Origin of the sequence: Pelagibacterium sp. (genome assembly GCF_965249125.1) — a bacterium.
Classification (GTDB): domain Bacteria; phylum Pseudomonadota; class Alphaproteobacteria; order Rhizobiales; family Devosiaceae; genus Pelagibacterium.
This window is the reverse complement of sequence record NZ_OZ252217.1, coordinates 838597-853226: the sequence shown is the minus strand read 5'-3', so window position 1 is coordinate 853226 and position 14630 is coordinate 838597. Positions and strand designations below refer to the sequence as shown.

The 14630-nt window shown below is 60.8% G+C and carries 8 protein-coding genes; 4 read left to right on the top strand and 4 right to left on the bottom strand.

What is annotated here, in order from left to right; genetic code table 11:
• Window positions 1–11: 11 nt before the first annotated feature.
• Window positions 12–2009, bottom strand: coding sequence for a methyl-accepting chemotaxis protein (locus tag ACP148_RS04230; protein ID WP_421951345.1), 1998 nt, complete (start codon window positions 2007–2009; stop codon window positions 12–14).
• 697 nt (window positions 2010–2706) lie between these two features.
• Here ACP148_RS04230 and ACP148_RS04225 point away from each other — a divergent pair.
• Both ACP148_RS04225 and ACP148_RS04220 read left to right on the top strand, forming a co-directional pair.
• Window positions 2707–4563 (top strand): ABC transporter ATP-binding protein, encoded by a 1857-nt coding sequence (locus ACP148_RS04225; protein ID WP_421951344.1) that lies wholly within the window; start codon window positions 2707–2709, stop codon window positions 4561–4563.
• The gene (locus ACP148_RS04220; RefSeq protein WP_421951343.1) at window positions 4560–6464 is read left to right on the top strand and encodes an ABC transporter ATP-binding protein; all 1905 of its coding nucleotides are present in this window, start codon (window positions 4560–4562) and stop codon (window positions 6462–6464) included. Before ACP148_RS04225 ends, ACP148_RS04220 begins: the two co-directional genes overlap by 4 nt.
• 146 nt (window positions 6465–6610) lie before the next feature.
• Here ACP148_RS04220 and ACP148_RS04215 read toward each other — a convergent pair whose 3' ends face one another.
• A complete protein-coding gene (locus ACP148_RS04215; RefSeq protein ID WP_425033144.1) occupies window positions 6611–7966 on the bottom strand; it encodes an HD-GYP domain-containing protein in 1356 nt (451 codons plus the stop codon).
• A 391-nt stretch (window positions 7967–8357) separates the two neighbouring features.
• Between ACP148_RS04215 and ACP148_RS04210 the strand changes: the two genes are divergently transcribed.
• Window positions 8358–9944, top strand: coding sequence for an acyl-CoA dehydrogenase family protein (locus ACP148_RS04210; RefSeq protein ID WP_421951342.1), 1587 nt, complete (start codon window positions 8358–8360; stop codon window positions 9942–9944).
• Window positions 9945–10048: 104 nt separating this feature from the next.
• Window positions 10049–12568: an excinuclease ABC subunit UvrB gene (uvrB, locus tag ACP148_RS04205; RefSeq protein ID WP_421951341.1), complete on the top strand. Its 2520-nt coding sequence runs from the start codon at window positions 10049–10051 to the stop codon at window positions 12566–12568.
• 54 nt (window positions 12569–12622) lie between these two features.
• Here uvrB and ACP148_RS04200 read toward each other — a convergent pair whose 3' ends face one another.
• Together ACP148_RS04200 and ACP148_RS04195 are read right to left on the bottom strand one after the other, a co-directional pair.
• Entirely contained in the window at window positions 12623–13588 is a 966-nt protein-coding gene (locus ACP148_RS04200) for a retron St85 family RNA-directed DNA polymerase (RefSeq protein WP_421951340.1), read from the bottom strand.
• On the bottom strand, window positions 13581–14528 hold the full coding sequence (locus ACP148_RS04195) for a retron St85 family effector protein (RefSeq protein ID WP_421951339.1): 948 nt from the start codon (window positions 14526–14528) through the stop codon (window positions 13581–13583). Before ACP148_RS04195 ends, ACP148_RS04200 begins: the two co-directional genes overlap by 8 nt.
• Between the last annotated feature and the right edge of the window lie 102 nt (window positions 14529–14630).

The following is a 14630-nucleotide window of genomic DNA, read 5'->3' as shown; positions in this document are numbered from 1 at the left end:
ATGTCTGTGGCCTAGAACTCCGACCAGTCATCCTTCAGCGCCGCATTGCCCTGGGTCAGATAAGAGCGCGCTGCCTTGGCCACGTCCGGTTTGCGCGTTTGGGGCGCAACCGGTTCACCGGCAATTGCCGTGTTCGTATCGATGGTGAAAATCGCCACCACCCGGTCGAGTTCGGAAGCCTGCGCCTCTGTCTGCTCAATCGCGGCATTGGTCTCCTCGACCAGCGCTGCATTGTGCTGGGTCATTTCATCCATCTGCTGCACGGCGGTGCGCACTTCGCCAATCGCCGTGGTCTGCTCGCGATTGGCTTCGGAAATCCCCTGCATCAGGTCCGAGTTTTCCCGAACCGCTGCCAGGATGTCGCTCAGCTTGGACGCTGCCTCGGCCACAAGTTTTGATCCGCCATCGACCTCATTGGCCGATTGCTCGATCAACGCCTTGACCTCGGACGATGCCGACGCTGCCGACTGCGCAAGCCGACGCACTTCGACGGCCACCACGGCAAAGCCCTTGCCCGCATCCCCGGCCCGCGCCGCTTCGACCGAAGCGTTGAGTGCCAGAAGGTTGGTCTGGAACGCGATATCGTCGATCATCCCGATGATGTTGGAGATTTTGCCCGAAGAGGTCGTGATGCGTTCCATCGCGGTCGTGGCTTTGACCATCACCTCCCCGCCCGCATTGGCGAGTTCGGCTGCGGCCTGGCTCTTGCCATAGGCGACCTCGGCCTTGTCCGCATTGCCCCTGACCGTTGTCGTCATCTGCTCGATGGCTGCCGAGGTCTCCTCGATCGCCGCCGCTTGCCGCGTCGTGCGTTCGGAAAGATCGTTGGCACCGGCCAGGATTTCCCCGGTCGCTGTCTTGAGACCGCGAGAGGTCGTTTTGAGCTGTGCCACGATCTCGGTCAGCTTCTCGGCTACCGAATTGGTATCGTCACGCAATGCTGCGAAGGCGCCCTGATACTGCCCCTCCATGCGCTGGGTCAGATCGGTACGGGCCAGAGCCGAAAGCACCTGCCCTGCCTCGCCAAGCCCTGCATTGACCGTATCGAGCATGGCGTTGAAATTGGCAGCAACCCGGTCAATGTCCTCATCGCCGAAGGTCTCGTTGATCCGCTTGGTGAAATCGCCTGAAACACAGGCCTTGATCACCGCGTCGAACGCCGTCTGGAACCGGTCCATCATCTCGGCCCGCTCTGTCGCTATTCTGGCATTGAGCAACCGCTCCGCCTCTGCAGCCTCCATTGCCTGCCCGTTGGAGCGGAACACCTGCAGCGCCTTGGCCATCTGGCCCAGTTCATGCTCGCGCTCGCTTCCCGAAATGTCGGTGTTGAAATCGCCATCGGCCAGACGCCGCATCATTGCTGTCATGCCCGAGATCGCACCGGACAGCCACCGGCCCATCGCAAACGCACAAGCCGCACCGATCAGCAATGCCGCGGCAATCTCGGCGATCAGGATCGTCATGTAGTAGCTTTGTTCGCCGTCGATACGGGAGCCCAGCGCATTCTGCTGATCGGTGATCCGGTCGGATAGGTCGTCGTAGAGCGCCTGCATCTGCGGGCCCAGCTCATCGAGCGTGCGCGATGCCGCCACCTGCGCTGTGACATTCATTGCCTGCTGTCCGGCAATCATCTCCCTGGCGGCTGTCAGATATTGCAGCGCAATCGCTTCGACGTCGCCGATAATGGCCAGAGCCTCAGAGTCCCCGGCAAAATGCGCAAGGCCCTCTGCATCGTTCGTGGCAACGTCCTCGATCATGAGCACCAGGGCTTCAGCGGTTTCTACGGACGGGGTGAGCCGGAACGCGTAATTGAGTCGCCGCGCTGCTTCGAGATCACGCACGTAATCGTTGATTTCCTGGGTCTTGGACGCGCTCTTTTGGTATTGGTCGAGCATTCCGCTCATCGCCTGCACACCGAACTGGCCGGCAAGACCGACAAGCACCAGACACACCATGAGAACGCCAAAAGCGCCATACACCCTGAACTTAACGCTGAGTTTCGAAAACATTCTGTCTTTCAATCCGTATATTCGAGCCCTGAGCCCTTTCGCCCTTTCTGGACGAGAGGTTGTCTTTGCGGTGGGGGATTGAACGCCAGGGACAAAAAAACTGCCGGCTAAACGCGCATCCGCCCGTCGCCCCGCCAATGCCGTCCCTGATCACTGCCGGAGCCATCCGGACCCTATGCAGAAATGCTTAAAATTTTCGACACTTTGCCCGCTGCCAACGCTGAACCATCCGTTCAGTCCCCATTCAGGCGACAAATGGCTTTATCGCCTCACCGCACACGAAACCGTCAACCGATGAAACCAATTCCGGTTTCGCCCCGTTAAAGCGGTATAGAGGCATCAAACACTGGAGGCTGAAAATGGCCCGCACCCTTATTCAAATGAGCATCGGAACCGCCGCTGGCGCCGTCATGGTCACCATGATGGTCACAGTGATGGCCTTCACCGGCGCCTTCGCCTGACAGGTACGCAACTCGTAAATTTCCATGCATCGATGCCCTCGCCGATCCTCCCCGGCGGGGGCATTGTTTTGCCACTCGTGCGTCTGCCACGCGGTGTCAAATTGCCCTTTGGCGGGCGGTAACATCTTGCAACATGTTACAAATCGGCCTTGAATACACGCGCGAGTGATTTGCCCGATTTTTCAAGACCGATTCCCGCGTCACCTTCGGGCGCTTTTTGATGTCTGGATACTTTTGTGACCACCCTCACGGCCGGCCGGGAGCGTTCGCGTGGCGACGCTCGGGCCCATGTTGCCGCCGCCCATTCCGGCAAGAACCGCAGCCCGCTTTTGCGGATCGCCCTTCTGGCCTTCCGCCATCACTGGCAGGTGGCGATCGCGGTTGTTGCAACCATCGCCGCCGCCCTGCTCCAGCTTGCCATTCCGCGTCTTCTCGGCCAGGCCATCGATCAGGCCCAGAACATCCTTTCGATCACCAGCCTGGACGCCGAGCGCGCGCTCTGGACCAGCGCCATCACCCTGCTGGTCGTCTCGATCCTGCGCGGGCTCTTCACCCTGCTCCAGAACTATTTCGCCGAGTCGGTGGGCCATCACGTCGGCTATGAACTGCGCCTTGCCTTTTACGACAAGGTCCAGCGCCTCCCCTACGCCTACCACGACAAGGTCCATTCGGGCGATCTCATCACCATCGGCCTGCTCGATCTCGACGGCATCCGCATGTTCTTTTCGACCGGCCTGATCCGCGTCGTCCTGCTCACCATCCTCATCGGCGTCGGCGCCTGGATGCTGATTTCGACCGATCTCTTGCTCGGCCTTCTCGCCCTCAGCTTTGTCCCTTTCGTCGCCTGGCGCTCCTCGGTTGCCCAATTGACCCTGCGCGCGACCTGGCTGGCCCTGCAGGAAAAGCTCTCGGTCCTCACCCGCATCATGGAAGAAAACCTCGGCGGCATCCGCGTGGTCCGCGCCTTTTCCGGCCAGAAGCACGAGCTCGACAAGTTCGATACCGCGTCTGACGATGCCCTGGGCCTCGCCCATCGGCGCACCAATATCCGGGTGAAAAACACCTCGATGATGACCTTTTCCTTCTTCGCCGCCATGGGACTGGTCCTCTGGGCAGGGGGCAACAAGGTCATCGCCGGCGAGATCAGCGTCGGCACGCTGGCCAGCTTTCTCACCTTCATGACCATTCTGCAAATGCCCGTGCGCCAGCTCGGCCTGATGGTCAATTCATTCGCCCGCGCCTCCACCTGCGGCAATCGCTTCTTTGCCTTCATCGACGCCCCCGTGGCAATCGAGGACAAGCCCGGCGCCACCGACCTGGCCGTCACCGAAGGGACGCTCACCTTTGAAAATGTCGGCTTCACCTATGAAGGCGCGACCCATCCGACCCTGAAAGATATCAGCTTCACCGCCCGCAAGGGCCAGACCATCGGCATCGTCGGCGCGCCGGGCAGCGGCAAGTCCACCCTCGCCCATTTAATCGCCCGGTTATACGACGTCTCCGAAGGCAGCATAAGGATCGACGGTCAGGACATCCGCGACGTCACCCTCGGCTCCCTTCGCACCAAGGTCGCCATCGTCCAGCAGGACACGTTCCTGTTCACGACCACGCTCGAAAACAACATCGCCTATGGCAATCCCTGGGCCAAGGAAACCCGCATCGAAAAGGCTGCCGAGAGCGCCCAGCTGCACAATTTTATCTTGGGCTTGCCCGCCGATTACGACACCGTCGTGGGCGAGCGTGGCGTCTCGCTCTCGGGCGGCCAGCGCCAGCGCCTGTCCATCGCCCGCTCCCTTGTCCTCAAACCCGCCGTCATGGTGTTCGACGATTCCACCGCCGCCATCGACGCCGGGACCGAGCACCGCATTCGCTCGGCCATCCGCCGCTTTGCGAAAGACCGCATCACCATCATCATCGCCCACCGCCTCTCTTCGCTCATGGACGCCGACACGATCTTCTTTCTCGAGGACGGCGCCATCGCCGAAGCCGGCACCCACGCCGAACTGCTCGAACTGGGTGGCCGCTACCGCGCCCTCTACGACCTCCAGACCCGGCCCACCGACGACATCGAACTCAAAGAGGCCGGCCAATGACCGCGACCGATCTCGACGACGAACGCGACACCACGGCCTTGCCCGGCCAACGCCCGCCCCGCGCCACCGTCGGCAGCGCCCATATCGAGGAGGAAGTGTTCGGCAAGGCCTATGATCCGCGCACCGTGCGCCGCATTTGGGCCTTCGTGCATCCTTACCGCCATCGCATCTATCTCTCGGTCGGCGCCGTGCTTTTGTTCACCGCCACCCAACTCGCCATTCCCCTGATCATCGGCAATGCCATCGACACCGCGCTGGTCGATCCCCTCGCTGGCGGCGGAGGCCTTATCTGGTCGGTCGCGTTCTTCGCCATCGCCGTTCTGCTCAACTTCGCCGCGTCCTGGACTCAGGAAAAGCAGGTCGGCAACGTCGCCGAGAACGTGCTGTTCGACATGCGCCGCGCCATGTTCGCCCGCCTTCAGGAAGTTTCGCTGGGCTTCATGGACAAGACCGAGGTCGGGCGCCTGATGAGCCGGTTGCAGGGCGACGTCAATTCCATGCAGGAATTCCTCGAAACCTCCATCGTCTTCATTGGCGATCTGGTCCTGCTGTGCGGCATTGTAGTGGTGCTCCTCAGCCTCGATTGGGGTCTGGGGCTTCTGACCCTGGCCACCATGCCGGCCCTGTTCATCGTCCGCATCTTCTGGCTGCCGCCCGCCAAGCGCGCCTTCTGGGCCGCGCACGAAACCAATTCGGCCACCAACGGCGCCATGGCCGAAGGCATCAACGGCGTGCGCACCATCCAGAACCTCGACCGCCAGAAGGTCAATTTCGACCTTTACGACGACAAGGCCTGGTCCAACCTGAAAACCCAGCTGACCGGCTCGCGCTTTGCGCAGGTCATGGTCCCCATCGTCGACAGTTTGACCGGCATCGCCATGGCCACGGTCATCGTGGTCGGCGGTTCACTGGTGCTCAACGGCTCCATGCAGGTCGGCATCATCGTCGCCTTCCTGTTCTACATCCAGCGCTTCTTCGACCCGATCCGCTCGCTGACCATGCAGTATTCGATCATGCAGCGCGCCATGACCTCGGGCCGCCGCATCACTGAAGTGCTCGACGTCCCCGTCTCCATCGCCGACAAGCCCGACGCCGTAACCCTCACCAGCGACATGGACGGCTCGGTCGATTTCGACAATGTCGTCTTCGGCTACGATCCGAACCGCCCGGTCCTCAAGAACGTCTCCTTCCACGTCAATCCCGGTGAAACCGTCGCCCTTGTCGGCCCAACCGGCTCAGGCAAGACCAGCGCCATGGCCCTTGTCCATCGCTTTTACGAAGTCCAGTCCGGCGCCGTCCGCGTCGGCGGCCATGACGTGCGCGACGTCACCCAGGAGAGCCTTGGCGAACAGGTCGCCATGGTGCTGCAGGAGCCGTTCCTGTTCACCGGCACGGTGTTTGAAAACATCCGCTACAACAAGGCATCGGCCACGCTCGACGACGTCGTGGCAGCGTCAAAAGCCGTCGGCGCCCACGAATTCATCACCCGCCTGCCCGATGGCTACGACACGGTTCTCGAACAGCGCGGTTCCAACTTCTCGCTTGGCCAGCGCCAGCTTTTGAGCTTCGCCCGCGCCCTTGTCGCCGACGCCAAGATCCTCGTCCTCGACGAAGCCACCGCCAATATCGACAGCTACACCGAACGCCAGATTCAAAAAGCCCTCGAAACCCTGCTCGCCGGCCGTACCGGCCTCGTCATCGCCCACCGCCTCGCCACCATCCGCGGCGCCGACCGGATCATTGTGCTGCAAAACGGCGAGCTGATCGAACAGGGCAACCACGACCAGCTCATGGACATGCAGGGCCTCTACGCCCGCCTCTACACAATGAACTATTCCAGCTTCGACGACATCCCCGACGACCTCGTCAACGCCGCCACAGCGGGCGACGGAACGACGTGAAGGCGGAAATCGGGCTGAAATAAATCGCCCTGATGGATGGCGACCCCTCGCCACCCCCCAACTGTCACCCCGGCCTTTGAGCCGGGATCCAGTACACGCGGATTTTAAAACAGACACACCCGCGCTACTCCGGGATCGATCATGGCTTAAGCCACCACTTGTTCCGCCTGCTCCGACCGCGCCAGCGCCCGCTCCAGCGCCTCGATGCACACCGGATCGTGGGATGTCCCCGCGCCCTCCCACAAGATTCCCATCGCCCTGGATACCGGCATCGCCGCGCGATAGGGCCGGTCCGCCGTCAGCGCGTCGAACACGTCCGCCGTCGAAATGATCCGCGTATCGAGGTCGAGCTCGTCGGCCGTCTTGCCGTTGGGGTAGCCCTTGCCGTCGAGCCGCTCGTGATGCGCGCCCGCCACCACGGCCAGATCGGCAAACGCCCCGATACGCGCCAGAATATCTTCTGACAACCGGGCGTGGTCGCGCATGGCAACCCATTCGTCATCGTTGAGCTTGCCGGGCTTGTCGAGCACGCTGTTGGATACCCCCAGCTTGCCGATATCGTGCAGCAGCGCGGCCCGCTTGAGCCAGCGTCGCCGCGCCCGCGTGTATCCCATCTCCTCGGCGATCAGGTCGGAAAACACCGCCACCCGCTCGCTATGGCCCGAGGTGAACGGGCTCTTGGCATCGATCACCCGCGCAAAGGCCTGCGCGATATCGTCGAGATAACCTTCGTCGGCCCGCTGCACCTCCTGCCCCGGTTCGAGGTCGAGCACCACCTGCTCGATATCATCACGCCCCAGCATCGCCCAGAACGTCTCGTCTGCCGCCACGTCGGAAAAGGCGAACACCACCGCCGGGTCGAACCATGTCCCCGACCGCGAGGTGATTTCGGTCATCGCCGCGTCCGGCCCACCGGACATGAAGAACACGTCCACCACCTGCGCCAGAAGCGCTATGCGGGAAAACAGGGAAATGTCAGTACCTGCCTTGCCCACCGGCTTGCCGCCGCCATTCCATTGCTCGTCGAGATCGAGAATGGCTTGCGCCACGTTTTCGGAAAACCGCATCTGGCGGGCGATCTCGGCACCGCGCTGACACCGCGTTTCGATAAGGTCGGTAACGATCTCCCCGCCATTGCGCATGATGTTGACCACCGAGCGGAACCGCTCGGCCAGCCCCGCCTCGGCTCCGGTATGCGACAGGACGAACCGCAGTACCTGCGGCAGGCTGCCATCGAGATGCTTGAAATCACGCTTGAAGGTCAGATCGTCGGCCAGATACAATTCGCAGATGCGCGCCGCATTGGACGAACATCCAAGATCCTTGAGCAGCAGCGCGTAATAAAGATCGCGCAGCGCCATCTCGTCCATGCCCATGGACCGGCCCACCTGCACCCCGATCCAGCAGCACCGCATGCAATGACCGGGGGGCTGGCCCTCGGTCATGTCGAGCGCCCGGCTCAGCGCCCCCAGCACCTCGGCCAACCGTATCGATCCGCTCATTTCGCAACCCACCCATCGGGAATTTTACCGATGGTAGGAGCACAGAGCCGAAAACCGGGTTAACGCGGGCCGAACCGGGTCCCAGGCGCGTCAGCACCGGAAGCTTACATGTCCGGCCAATTGGGCTTTTCTTCTGGGGTTTGGGCATGGCGTCGATTGCAGCAACGGCTGCCCTCTCGGCGCAATCCATACTGATATGAGCATCAGCATGACCTGCCCACAGTCCGTTCCTTTTGGCGGCATGAGCGGCGGTGAAAAGACCGCCGACACCGCCCTCCATCACTACACCGTCCGGCTGCGCCCAACAAATCCTCGCAAGAGCAATTGCGCCAGCCACGGAAATGGATATGGTTATGTTTCATATCGTTTTTCCGAACGGCAGGGAGGCCCGATGACGCAGTTTGAAGACGTTTTGCTCACCCTTGCGGCCTTTCCCCATCCCGGATGGGACGAGGCCGAAACAGCCCAGGTGCTCGAACCCTTCAGCCAGTTCGTGAGCGAGGTGGTGGCCCCGACGGCGGGCGAATGTGACAGGGAAGGCGCGCGGTTCGACGGTGGTCGGGTTTATCTTCCCTCATCGATGGTTGCGGCCTATCGGGCCTATGTCGATCTTGGCTGGAACCAGCTTCACCTGTCTGAGGCCGCCGGCGGCTTTGGCGCGCCCGACGCCATTTCCCTCATAGCCACCGAATTGCTGGCCGCGGCCAATGCCTCCTTCCAGATGCTCGCCGGATTGGTGCGCGGCGGCGCCGATGCGCTGGTTCACCTCGCCCCCGAGCTTGCCCCCCGCTATCTGCCCCTGCTGGCCGATGGCTCGGCCCTTGTCACCATGGCTCTCACCGAGCCCGGCGCCGGCTCCGATCTGGGTGCCATCCGCACCCGCGCCGAACAGCAGCCGGACGGCGCCTGGCGGATATCGGGCGAAAAGATCTTCATCTCCGGCGGCGATCAGGACATGGGCGAAACGATCCTGCATTTCGTCCTCGCGCGCACAGACGATACGCCGGGCACACGCGGCCTTTCCCTGTTCCTTTGCCCGGCCCGGCGCGACGACGGAACCGCTAACGCCGTAACCGTCACCCGCATCGAGGAGAAGATGGGGCTTCACGCCTCTCCCACCTGCCAGATGCGGTTCGACGGCGCCGAGGCGCACCTGCTCGGCGAAGCCGGAAAGGGGCTGGCCGGCATGTTCATCATGATGAATCACGCCCGCCTCGATGTCGCCGCCCAGGGCGTGGCCGCGGCCTCCGCGGCCCATGAAAAGGCCCTCGCCTACGCCCGCACCCGAATGCAGGGCCGCGCGGCTTCAGGCGCTCCGGCCAGCCTGCTCGACCTCCCCGATATCCGCCGCATGCTGTTGACCATGGACGGCCTCGCCCTTGGCGGTCGCGCCATGGTGGTCCACACCGCCGGCCTGCTCAGTTCGAATCCCCGCCTCGCGACCTTCCTCACACCAATCGTCAAGACCTTCTGCACCGATATGGGCTCCCGCGCCGCCGATCTGGGCATTCAGGTGCTCGGCGGCTACGGCTACCTAGCCGATTACGACATCGAGCGCATCTGGCGCGACAGCCGCGTCGCCCGCCTCTATGAAGGCGCCAATGGCGCTCTCGCCGCCTTCGTCAAACGCGAGTTGGGCGACCCGCAGGCGCGCGCCGCCTTCGTCGACGCCATCGCAACGCTGGCTCGGGGAACGCCATTCGAAGCCGGAATCGGAACCGGCCTTGCCCAATGGGCCGATTGCGCCAAGGCACTGGCCGCGCACCCCCGCGCCTTGCAGGCGGCCGAGCCCATGGCTCATTTCACCGGCCTGCTGCACCACGCCGGAGCGCTGGCTCGCCTTGCCGCCCGTCACCCCGAGCACCCGCGCCTTGCCGCCCCGGCCCGCTTCGCCCGCCGATCGCTCCCCGCCGAGATCGACCACGCCGCCGCGCGTCTGCGGCAAATGCTCGAAGAGGATCTGCCCGCGCTGTCGTGAACCGAAAACGCGTCCTCCTGACACATCCTGTCAGCAGGAACCGTTCACACTCCGTTCCGTTGGTGCTATTGAATCGCTTCACCTGCGGTCCGATATGGTGCCCCATGACCTCCGACAAAAAATCCCCGTCCGCCGGTCGCCCCGGTAAAGCCGACTTTTCCATCGACGATTTCATCAAGGAAATCGAAAAGGCCGAGGACGCCCAAGCTTCCAAGCCCCTTTATGCCGAGCGCATGCGCAACAAGCGCGCGCTGGACCGCGCCGACCAAAAGGCCGCCGCCGAAGCCGAGCGCCTCGCCGGCAAGGGCAAGGACAACGCCAAAGCCAACGCCCGCAAATCGAGCGCCAGGCGCTCCGAAGCGACCGGCATGTCCCTGAAGGCCCCGAAATCCAAGGCCAACTCCGTAGAGCGCCCCACCAATCTCGATGGCTTCGCCGAAGCCCCGCAGGCCGGTTTCCACGCCCCCACCGACGTCACCAACTCCTCGGCCGGCGTTTCGGCCACCGTCGCCGCGCTCGAAAAGATCATCGCCGAGGGCCGCAAGGAGGTCGAGGGCACCAATGCCTGGCGGCCTCACCGTCCGGCTGCGCTGAAAAAGGACAGGGGCGGCATCCCCTTCCATCTCGCCACCGAGATGTCCCCGGCCGGCGATCAGCCCACCGCGATTGCCGAGCTTGTCGAGGGTATCAACCAGCACGAAACCGATCAGGTCCTGCTCGGCGTCACCGGCTCGGGCAAGACCTTTACCGCCGCGCAGGTCATCGCCCAAACCGGCCGCCCGGCCCTTATCCTGGCGCCCAACAAGACCCTGGCCGCCCAGCTCTATGGCGAGTTCAAGAACTTCTTCCCCGACAACGCCGTCGAATACTTCGTCTCCTATTACGACTACTACCAGCCCGAGGCCTACGTCCCGCGCACCGACACCTATATCGAAAAGGAATCCACAATCAACGAGCAGATCGACCGGATGCGCCACTCGGCCACCCGCGCGATCCTCGAACGCGACGACGTGATCATCGTCGCCTCGGTCTCCTGCATTTACGGCATCGGCTCGGTGGAAGACTACACCACCATGACCATCTGGCTCGAAAAGGGCCAGCGCATCGACCAGCGCGCCTTGCTCAACGAACTCGTCGCCCTGCAATACAAGCGCGGCGATCTCGGCTTCGTGCGCGGCACCTTCCGGGTGCGCGGCGACACCATCGAAGTGTTCCCCGCCCACTATGACGACGCCGCCTGGCGCATCACGCTGTTCGGCGACGAAATCGAATCCATCGCCGAATTCGATCCCCTGACCGGCAAGAAATCGGCCGAATTGACCGCCGTGCGCGTCTTCGCCAACTCCCACCACGTCACCACCCGCACCACGATGAATGCGGCCATCAAGGAGATCAAGCGCGAGCTGAACGCCCGCCTGCAGGAACTCAACGGCATGGGCCGGTTCCTGGAGGCCCAGCGCCTCGAACAGCGCACCCTGTTCGATCTCGAAATGATGGAAGCCACCGGCTCCTGCGCCGGGATCGAAAACTATTCGCGCTACTTCTCGGGCCGCAAGCCCGGCGAGCCGCCCCCCACCCTGTTCGAATACCTCCCCGACAACGCCCTGGTCTTCGTCGACGAATCCCACGTCACCATCGGCCAGCTCGGCGCCATGTATCGCGGCGATCTGCGCCGCAAGGCGACCCTCGCCGAATACGGCTTTCGCCTGCCCTCCTGCATGGACAACCGCCCTCTGCGCTTTGAGGAATGGAACGCCATGCGCCCGCAGACGGTCTATGTCTCGGCCACCCCCGGCGCTTGGGAGCTCGACCAGACCGACGGCGTCTTTGCCGAACAGGTCATCCGCCCCACCGGGCTGATCGACCCCGTCGTCGAAACCCGTCCCGCCACCTCCCAGGTGGACGACGTCGTCGACGAAATCCGCGCCACGACCGACAAGGGCTACCGCACCCTGCTCACCGTCCTCACCAAGAAGATGGCCGAGGACTTGACCGAATATCTGCACGAGCAGGGCATCAAGGTCCGCTACATGCATTCCGACATCGACACCATCGAGCGCATCGAGATCATCCGCGATCTGCGCCTGGGCAATTTCGACGTGCTGGTCGGCATCAACCTCTTGCGCGAAGGCCTCGACATCCCCGAATGCGGCCTCGTCGCCATCCTCGATGCCGACAAGGAAGGTTTTTTGCGCTCGGAAACCTCACTGATCCAGACCATCGGCCGCGCCGCACGTAACGTCGATGGCAAGGTCATCCTCTACGCCGACCGCGAAACCGGCTCCATGGAACGCGCGCTGGCCGAAACCAACCGCCGCCGCGAAAAACAGCTCGCCTACAACGCCGAACACGGCATCACCCCGCAATCGGTCAAGGCCCGCATCAACGACATCGTGGATTCCGTCTACGAACGCGACCACGTCTCCGTCAAAATCCGCCCGGGCAAGGACGGCAAGGACACCGTCCCCGTCGGCGCCAACCTCGCCGCTGTGATCAAAGACCTCGAACACCAGATGCGCGAAGCCGCCACCAATCTGGAATTCGAGAAAGCGGCCAAACTCCGCGACGAGATCAAAAAGCTGCGGGATATGGAGATGGATACGCTGGAGGGGCCGGGGGGATGACCAAAATATTATGTCGTAACCGCCAAGTACCGCGAAGGTTATATCTTCCGTGTTCTAGCCAAATAGATGTTCTGGAGACCAGAACGACATTCTCTTCCTATCAAACAGCTCTGCAATGCAGTTATCGCCATATTTCGCACGTAGCCGATCAATGAACCTCGGCTCGACTGCATTGCAGAAAGCCAAGAGGCCTCGCAGTCTTTCGACCTCTATATCGGCCATGCCTACCCCGCGTCGCCAATGATCTACCGCGGCGCTAATTTGCCTCTTGCGATCTCGCCCGACAGAGATTTTCCCATCGGGCGTTATGATCAACCCCGTCACCTCGCGTCGCTGCCCAGGACCATAAATTCCTCGCTTATCTTCGTTGAACTTCAGTTTAGGTCGCTCGGAGTTCGAGATAATTGTCCGAAAGACCGCTTCTGCCTCCAACAAGCGGTCGCGCGAGCGCGCGGATAGCGCAACATCGTCGGCGTACCTCGTGTAAGCGACCTCGTTTCTCTGGCAGAACTCGCCGAGCCGTTCGTCAATGCCGTGCATCATGATATTCGTTATCAGCGGAGACGTTGGCGCCCCCATAGCAAGGGTATAAAAGCGGCTGCCCTTCGGCCTCCAGAAAATGGACAGCTTGAGGAAGGAAACCTCACTTTTCTCTAGTACAATCCCATTTGTTGCAAACAGCCAATCAATATCCGCCGGAGCAAAGCTGTGAAAAAAGTTCGAAAAATCCGTCTTTAGAAGAAACCGGGCTTTTCTATGCTGTTGCGCATTGTCACGGATAGATTTCCCCTTCCGGTAAGCTGTAGCAAATTTGCTGATTGGAAACTGGGAAAAGAAATTCTCAGACAGGTACCGTTGCACGGCCTTCAGCTCGCGAGACGGTTGAGCGATTAACCTCTTACCGCCGGCACGCTTGTCAATCTCATACTCTTTATACCTATCGGGTCCCCTCCTAACTATTTCAACCAGGTCGGTTCTAGAAATACCCAGCGAGCGCGACATATGGTGCAGGTCAATCATCAGCTTCACCAACTGCAGAGATCACGTCCTTTGGACGATTTGAACTGCCTTGCTGCACTTCACTAGATATTACTAATTTCCATCTACTATGAGATTTATTCTTTGTCGCCTTCTTGTATCTATAGTCAAATGGGTCCGCATCAATTCTTGGATAGAAATATGGAGAACCAACGTTCTTAGAACCAATCCACCCAGCTACCTCCATGCAAAACAAATACCTCTTGATAGTAGAAGATTCCAAATTTATTTGGAACTTCTCCAGATAATACTTTATTTCAGTACGACGAGCTCCCCGCAGGATATGGCATATCCAGTATATAACAAGCATTCTATGGAGAGTTGATTCCGGATCAAATCGCTCCGCACCAGACCGACAGCGCTCATTGATGCTGTCGGCAATAATATGTGACTGCCCGCTTATACTTTTTACTACTACAGACCCATCTTTTCGCACTTTCCAATTAAAGTCTCCCACCATATCGATGCCGTCATCATGAAGCTCCTCAAGAACCTTGAACGGACCCAACCTGACAAATGACTTTGTATTTCCATGATGCGATTCATGAACTATTACATATAGTACTTTCCCAATAACCTTGTGGGTAGTAAATGCCCCCAACTCAACAAGAGATCCGGCGGTTTCCGAAATCAAAGCCACAAGGGAAGATATTTGAGCAATGTCCACCTCAAACTCGACCAGATCACTATATCCTGAGAGTTCAAAAAGGTTCTGAGCATCCTCAGCCAAAACCAGACGAGGCTTGATACCCCTCACCGCACGATAGACAAAATCGCGCAGTGATAGATACTTGGTGCTGGACAAAAATTCCGTGTCTACCGGACCACCACACAAAAAAACAAACTCATCAGGACGCTTAACACGCAGAGCATCTCGGTCCAGTGCGTCAATGAATTCGCTTAGTAATTGTGATACTTCCAATGTGCTCTTTACCTAGAGAGGCGAGATTTAGAGTTCGGATTCCATCCGCGTTCTTTCAGAACCGCGAGCGTAAGCGAGTGAGGATGGAATCCGAACTCTAAA

What these genes read in the sequence shown, in the direction of transcription:
- ACP148_RS04215 (WP_425033144.1), bottom strand. Translation starts at nt 7,966, where the DNA reads ATGAGCGGATCGATACGGTTGGCCGAGGTGCTGGGGGCGCTGAGCCGG.
- ACP148_RS04220 (WP_421951343.1), top strand. Translation starts at nt 4,560, where the DNA reads ATGACCGCGACCGATCTCGACGACGAACGCGACACCACGGCCTTGCCC.
- ACP148_RS04200 (WP_421951340.1), bottom strand. Translation starts at nt 13,588, where the DNA reads ATGATTGACCTGCACCATATGTCGCGCTCGCTGGGTATTTCTAGAACC.
- ACP148_RS04210 (WP_421951342.1), top strand. Translation starts at nt 8,358, where the DNA reads ATGACGCAGTTTGAAGACGTTTTGCTCACCCTTGCGGCCTTTCCCCAT.
- uvrB (WP_421951341.1), top strand. Translation starts at nt 10,049, where the DNA reads ATGACCTCCGACAAAAAATCCCCGTCCGCCGGTCGCCCCGGTAAAGCC.
- ACP148_RS04230 (WP_421951345.1), bottom strand. Translation starts at nt 2,009, where the DNA reads ATGTTTTCGAAACTCAGCGTTAAGTTCAGGGTGTATGGCGCTTTTGGC.